This is a genomic window from Paractinoplanes durhamensis, assembly GCF_016862175.1.
Classification (GTDB): domain Bacteria; phylum Actinomycetota; class Actinomycetes; order Mycobacteriales; family Micromonosporaceae; genus Actinoplanes; species Actinoplanes durhamensis.
This window is the reverse complement of sequence record NZ_BOML01000107.1, coordinates 1-7,528: the sequence shown is the minus strand read 5'-3', so window position 1 is coordinate 7,528 and position 7,528 is coordinate 1. Positions and strand designations below refer to the sequence as shown.

Genomic DNA, 7,528 nt, shown 5'->3' with positions numbered 1-7,528 from the left:
GCCCTCGGCCATCGTCATGCCGTCGGCGTCGCCCGAAAACGCCTTGGACCGGCCGTCGGCGGCCAGGCCGCCTTGGCGTCCCATGTCCAGGTACCCGGCCGGGCTGGACATGATGGTGACGCCGCCGGCCAGCGCCGAAGAGCACTCCCCGCTGCGCACCGCCTGCACCGCGAGGTGCAACGACACCAGGGAGGACGAGCAGGCGGTGTCCACGGTCACCGCCGGGCCTTCGAGGCCGAATGTGTACGCCACGCGCCCGGAGATGACGCTGCCGGAGTTGCCCGTACCCAGGTATCCGGCCAGTTCCTCGGGCGGGTTCCGCTGCGACCACGCGTAGTCGAGAATGTTGCTGCCGACGAAGACCCCGGTGCGGCTGCCCCGGACCGACGTCGGGTCGATTCCGGCCCGCTCGAAGACCTCCCACGCCACCTCCAGCACCAGCCGCTGCTGCGGGTCCATGGCGAGGGATTCCCGGGGCGAGATCCCGAACAGCTCAGCGTCGAAGTCGGCCGCCCCGTCGACGAACCCGCCGGCCCGGACGGCCGAGGATTCGCCGGCCTCCCAGCCTCGGTCGGCCGGGGGCTCGGCCACGGCGTCGACCTTCTCGGCGACCAGCCGCCACAGATCCTCCGGCGAGGTGACGCCGCCGGGGTACCGGCACGCCATGCTCACGATGGCGATCGGCTCCGGGGTGGCCGCCTCGACCTCGCGGAGGCGCCGGCGCGTCTCGTGCAGGTCCGCGGTCAGGAACTTGAGGTAGTTACGAAGGGTCTCTTCGTTCGCCATGATCAGCTCACGGGCCTTCCGAACTCGCGGTGGATGAAGTTGAGAAGGTCCTCGTCAGTGGCGGTCTCGAGGTGCTCGCTGACCGCGTCCGCTTCCGCGCCGGTCACGCTCGATCCGGTCAGGTTCGACAGGATGGCCTGTAGGCGCCGGGCCAGGTCGCCGCGTTCGGCGTCGTCCGCGACGAGGCCGCTGAGGGCGGCGTCGAGGCGGTCCAGATCCTGGTGCACCGACGCGGTGGTGGCCGCGTCGTCGCCCACGAGCTCGGCGCGCAGGTGGGCGGCGAGTTCCGCGGGCGTGGGGTGGTCGAACACCAGCGTCGCGGGCAACTGCAGGCCGGTGGCGGCGATCAGCCGGTTGCGCAGTTCGACGGCCGTCAGGGAGTCGAAGCCGACGTCCTTGAACGGCTGACCCGGCACGACGGAATCGGCTCCGCCGTATCGCAGGACGGCCGCGACCTGGCCGCAGACCAGCCGGGTCAGGGCGCGGAGCTGCTCGGCCGCCGGCTGGCCGGCGAGCTGCCGGCGCAGTTCCAGCCCGACCTCGGCGGCCTGCTCACCGGGGGCACCGGCGGCGGCCAGCACGCGTGCGACCTCCGGAAGGCCGGCGAGCAGCGGGCTCGGCCGCATCGCCGTGAACGGCGGCACGAATCGCTCCCACTCGACGTCGGCGACGGCCACGAACGTCTCGTCGTGGTCGATCGCCCGGCCGAGCGCGTGCAGCGCCAGATCGCTGTCGAGCACCGGCAGACCGTGCCGGCCGGTCCGCTGCGCCACCTCCGGCACGGTTCCGTCCTCGCCGGGCTTGGCGAACAGGTCCCAGACCGCCCAGGCGACGGAGGTGGCGGGCAGGCCGCGGGTCCGTCGCTGCTGGGCGAGCGCGTCGAGGGCGGCGTTGGCGGCGGCGTAGCCGCCGTGCTCACCGCTGCCCCACACCCCGGCGACCGAGGAGAACAGCACGAACGCGTCGACATTGTCGTCGTCGAACAGCTCGTCGAGGTGGCGGGCCGTCTCCACCTTGAGCGCCAGGTTCCGGATCAGGTGTTCGGTGTCCACGTCCGCGAGGAGGCCCAGTTCGACCTCGACGGCGTCGTGCAGCACGGCGCGGACCGGTGTTCCGTCGTCGGCGAGCCGCTGGACCAGCGCGGCGAGCGCGGTGCGGTCGGGCAGCCGGAGCCCGGCGACGGTGAGACGGGTGCCCCGGGCGGAGAGCTCCTCGGCCAGCCCCGCCTCGCCCGATCCGGCGGGGCCCGCGAGGACGACGTGGTCGGCGCCACGGCGGGACGCCCAGCGGGCGAGATATGCCGGCGCGTCGCCGGTGTTGCCGGTGATCAGGACGGTGCCGCGCGGTGTCCAGCTCCGGCTCGGCGCCGCTTCGCCGAGCGGCGCGCGCTGCAGCCGGCGAGCCAGGATATCGCCCCGGATCGCCAGTTGGTCCTCGCCGGTGGTGGCATGCGACGCGAGGATCGCGCACAGCCGGGTGCCGGCGGCCTGGTCGGTGTCCGGCGGGAGGTCCACCAGGCCGCCCCAGCGGCTCGGCAGTTCCAGGGCGGCCACCCGGCCGAGCCCCCAGATCTGCGCCTGGACCGGGCTCGCCGGTTCGGCAGCGGTGGTCGCGACGGCGCCGCGCGTCACGCCCCACAGCGGCGCGTCCACACCGGCGTCGCCGCCGGCCTGGACGAGCAGCAGCGTGCCCGCCAGGCCACGGGACAGGCCCGGCCGGTACGGCCGTTCGTCAAGCGCCAGGAACGACAGGATCCCGGCGAGGTCGCCACCGGCCGCGGCCTCTTCGAGCCGGCCGGCCAGGCGTACGCGGTCGGTCTCGGCGCTGTCGATGGTGATCGTGGTGGTCGTGGCGCCATGCTCGCCGAGCGCACCCGCATATGCGTCGACCAGGCCCGGCTCGATGTCATCGGGCGCCACCACCAGCCAGGTACCGGTCAGGACCGGTCGCTCGCTCGCCGGCACCGGCTGCCAATCGATGCGATAGCGCCAGGAGTCGGCGACGGATCGCTCCCGAGCGGCCCGCCGCCAGCTCGACAGCGCCGGCAGGACCGCCTCGACGGCGTCGACCTCGACCCGTTCCGGACCGACCAGCTCGACCAGCGCCGAGGCGTCGAAGTCCTCCACGGCCGCCCAGAACCGCCGCTCCGGCCCGGACACGCCCGGACCGGCAACCTCGTCAGCATGCTTGTCCGCCGACAGCCAGTACCGCTGCCGCTGGAACGCGTACGTCGGCAACTCCAAGCCCGCGTCCGGACCCGGCAGGCGCCAATCGACCGCCGCTCCGCGTACCCAGGCCTCCGCCAAGCTCGTCGCCCAGCGCGACCGACCGTCGTCGCCGCGCCGTAGCGACGCCACCCATGGCAGGTCCGGCACCGCGGTCGCCAGCACCGGATGCGGATTGCACTCCACCAGCACGTCGTGGCCTGAATCGGCCAGCGCGGTGACCGCGTCGTGGAACAGGACCGGCTCGCGCATGTTCGCGTACCAGTAGTCCGCGTCGAGCTGCGAACCGTCCATCCACTCCCCCGTCACCGTCGACATCATCGGCACCCGGCCCTCCTGCGGCCGGATGGCGGACAACGCCGTCAGCACCTCGTCCCGAATCTCCTCCACGCCCGGACAGTGCGTTGCCACCTCGGTGTCCACGCGCCGCGCCCAGACCCCGTCGGCCGTACACATCGCCAGGAACTCCTGCGCCGCCTCGACCTCACCGGACACGACCACCGCCGACGGGCTGTTCACCCCCGCCACCGACAGCCGCTCTCCCCACCGGGTCAGCCACTCCCGCACCTGATCCACCGGCGCCGCGACCGACACCATCGCCCCGCGCCCGGCCAGCGCCCGCAACGCCCGGCTCCGCAACGCCACCACCCGCGCCGCGTCCGCCAGCGACAACGCCCCGGACACACACGCGGCGGCGATCTCGCCCTGCGAATGGCCCACCACCGCGGCCGGCTGCACGCCGTACGACTGCCACAACCGGGCCAGACCGACCATCACCGAGAACAGCGCGGGCTGCACCACGTCGATCCGGCGCAACCCCTCCTCGTCGACGAGCACCTCCCGCAGCGGCCGGCCCAGCCACGGCCGGAAGATCGCGTCACACTCGTCCAGCGTCGCCCCGAACACCGGTTCGCTCTGGGCCAAGCGCAACCCCATCCCGGCCCACTGCGAACCCTGTCCCGGAAACACGAACACGACCCGGCCCGAGCCCGCCACCCCAGAAACGGCCGGCTCGCCCGACTCGAGCGCGCGCAGGCCCGCCACCAGCTCCGCAGTGTCCGAGCCCAGCACCACCCCCCTAGTGGCCAGCCCCGCCCGCGAGCCGAGCAGACCCCCTGCCGTTCGCAGCAGGTCGGCCTCGGGCCGGGCTGCCAGCCACGCCGCCAACCGCCCCGCCTGATCCCGCAACGCCTCGGCCGACCGGCCCGACACCATCAGCGGCACCAGCCCACTGCCCACCCCGGCGACCGGTTCGGGGGTCTCCTCGGCGGCCGGCTCCGGCGCCTGCTCCACGATCACGTGCGCGTTCGTGCCGGAAATACCGAACGACGACACACCGACCCGGCGCGGACGATCCACCTCCGGCCACGACACCGCATCGGTCAGCAGCGACACCGCCCCCGCCGACCAGTCCACCTCCGGCGTCGGCTCATCCACATGCAGCGTGACCGGCAATGCGCCGTGCTGGATCGCGAGCACCGACTTGATCACCCCGGCCACACCCGCCGCGGCCGCCGTGTGCCCGATGTTCGACTTCACCGACCCCAGCCACAACGGACGATCAGCAGCCCGGCCCTGCCCGTACGTCGCCAGCAACGCCTGCGCCTCGATCGGGTCACCCAGCCGGGTACCCGTACCGTGCGCCTCCACCGCATCCACATCCACCGGCGACAACCCCGCCGACGCCAACGCCTGACGAATCACCCGCTGCTGCGACGGACCATTCGGCGCCGTCAAACCATTCGACGCACCATCCTGATTCACCGCCGAACCACGCACCACCGCCAACACCCGACGCTTGTTCCGCACCGCATCCGACAACCGCTCCACCAACAACAACCCGACACCCTCGGAGAAGCCGGTACCGTCGGCCGCCGCCGCGAACGACTTGCAGCGCCCATCGACAGCCAACCCCTGCTGGCGGGAGAACTCCACGAAGCAGACCGGGGTCGCCATGAACGACACGCCGCCGGCGACGGCAAGCGAGCATTCCCGCCGCTGCAGGGACTGGGCGGCCAGGTGCAGCGCCACCAGCGACGACGAGCACGCGGTGTCCACGGTCACGGCCGGCCCCTCCAGGCCGAACTGGAACGCCACCCGCCCGGACAGCACGCTCGCGGTCGTGCCCGTGCCGAGGTAGCCCTCGACCTCGTGCGGCGCCGACTGCAAGATGCTGACGTAGTCCGAGGACGAGGCGCCGACGAACACCCCGGTGGGGCTGCCCTTCAGCGACGTCGGGTCGATGCCCGCGCGCTCGAACACCTCCCACGCCGACTCCAGCACCAGGCGTTGCTGCGGGTCCATCGCGACCGCCTCGCGCGGGCTGATCCCGAACAGCGGCGCGTCGAAGTCTGTGGCGTCGTGCAGGAAACCGCCGGAGCGGACATAGCTGGTGCCCGGCCGGTCCGGGTCCGGGTCGTAGAGCCGGTCGAGGTCCCAGCCGCGGTCCGCGGGGAACGGGGAGATGACCTCGCGACCACCGGCGACGAGATCCCACAGGTCGTCGGGTGAGTCGACGCCGCCAGGAAAGCGGCACGCCATCCCGACGATCGCGATCGGCTCCGGGCTTTCCAGATCGTGGATCCGTTTCTGCGCACGGTCCAGATCGGTGACGGCCTTTCGCAGGTACTGGCGCAGCTTTGCCTCGTTGTCCATTACCTACTCCGGAATCGATGCGTCATGGTCAAGGAACTCGAACAGCTCGTCGTCGCTCGCGGCCTCGAAGTCGCGCTCGTCGGCGCCGGCACTCGCCGCGTCCACCCCGTTGAGCTTCGCCAGCAGGACCCGGAGGCGCTCGGTGGTCCTCGCCCGCACGTCTTCGGTGCCGTACATCCCGGCCCCGGACAGCAGGTCGCTCTCCAGCCGGTCCAGGTCCACCGGCGCCGAACCGGCGGCGGCCGGTGCCAGCGCGGTGAGGAGATGGCGGGTGAGCGCGATCGGCGTCGGATAGTCGAAGACCAGCGTGGCGGGCAGCCGCAGCCCGGTGGCCGCGTTGAGGCGGTTGCGCAGTTCCACGGCGGTGAGCGAGTCGAAGCCGATCGACTTGAACGGCTGCTCGGGCGGGATCGACAGCGCTGAGCCGTGCCCGAGCACCGCGGCGACGTTGGTGCGGACAATGGTGAGCAGCGTGTCCTCGCGTTCCTCGGGCGACCGGCCGGCGAGGCGCTGGGCGAGCGTGGCGCCGTTCGAGTTGTCGGCGACACGCCGGGAAGGCGCCCGCACCAGGCCCTTGAGGAGCGCCGGCACCTCGGTGCCCGCACTCGCCCGGGCGCGCCAGCCGGCCAGGTCCAGCCGCACCGGGACCAGCAGCGGCTGGGTTCCGGTGACGGCCGTGTCGAACAGAGCCAGCGCCTGCTCGGCGGGCATGGGCAGGATGCCGGTGCGGGCCAGCCGGGCACGCCCGGCCTCGCCGAGCTGAGCGGTGGAGCCGCTGGTCTCGTCCCAGAGGCCCCAGGCCAGTGACACGGCCGGCAGCCCGAGCGCCCGCCGGTGCTCGGCGAGCGCGTCGAGGAAGGAGTTGGCGGCGGCGTAGTTGGCCTGACCGGGGTTGCCGAGGACTCCGGCGGCCGCGGAGAACAGGACGAACATCGACAGGTCCCGGTCGCGGGTCAGCTCGTGCAGGTTGACGGCCGCGTCGACCTTCGGCCGGAGCACGCGGTCGATCTGCTCGTCGGTCAGCGAGTCGATCGTGGCGTCGTCGACGACGCCGGCGCAGTGCACGACCCCGGTGAGCGGTCCGAGGTCGGCGAGCAGGTCCGCCAGTGCTTCCCGGTCCGCGACATCGCAGGCCGCCACCCGGATCTCGACGCCCGAGCCGGTGAGGCCGTCCACCCAGTCGGGCGTGGCGCCACTGCGGCTCACCAGCACCAACCGGTGGACACCGTGCGCCTCGGCCAGGTGCCGGGCGACGAGTCCGCCCAGCACACCGGTACCCCCGGTGATCAGCACGGTCCCATCCGCGGTCGGCTCGGGGCCGGCGCTGCCGACGTCATCGCCGGCCGGAGCGAGCCGTGGCGCGAACAACGACCCCTGCCGGACCACGACCTCCGGCTCGCCGCACGCCGCCGCGGCGGGCAGCATCGCCTCGTCGTCGGTGTCCAGCTCGACAAGGACGAATCGGCCCGGCTGCTCGGAGCCGGCGGCGCGTACGAGTCCCCGTACCGCCGCATGGGCGAGGTCGCCGGATCGGGTCACCACCACCAGGCGTTCGTCAGTGGACTCGCGCATCGCCCCCAGCACCTCGCCGAGCACCCGGCGGACGCCCTGGCCCGGACCGGCGTCCGCGGTGCGGGGGCAGCGGAACACCGGCACGGTCAATGCGGGCGCCGGGTCTGGGGCCGGTACGGGCACGTGCTCGATGCGGTAAAGGCTCCCGGTCTCGGACCGGCCGGCGCCGCGGATGCGATCGAGTGCGACCGGCCGGGAGTCGAGGCCGGTGACGGTGATGACCGGTTGACCCGTGGCGTCGCCGGCGATCAGGGTGATGCTGTCCTGGCTGTGTTGAGTGATGCGTACGC

3 protein-coding genes are annotated in these 7,528 nt (G+C 73.0%); all 3 read right to left on the bottom strand.

Going from position 1 to position 7,528, the window contains the following annotated elements:
- The coding region (locus Adu01nite_RS47220; RefSeq protein WP_203735972.1) for a beta-ketoacyl synthase N-terminal-like domain-containing protein at window positions 1–786 on the bottom strand (786 nt) is incomplete at its 3' end.
- A 2-nt stretch (window positions 787–788) separates the two neighbouring features.
- Window positions 789–5,666 carry a type I polyketide synthase gene (locus tag Adu01nite_RS47215; protein WP_203735971.1) on the bottom strand — a complete coding sequence of 1,626 codons (4,878 nt, stop codon included), beginning with the start codon at window positions 5,664–5,666 and terminating at the stop codon, window positions 789–791.
- A gap of 3 nt (window positions 5,667–5,669) precedes the next feature.
- Window positions 5,670–7,528, bottom strand: a 1,859-nt coding sequence (locus tag Adu01nite_RS47210) for a type I polyketide synthase (protein ID WP_203735970.1), incomplete at its 5' end; no start/stop codon positions are given.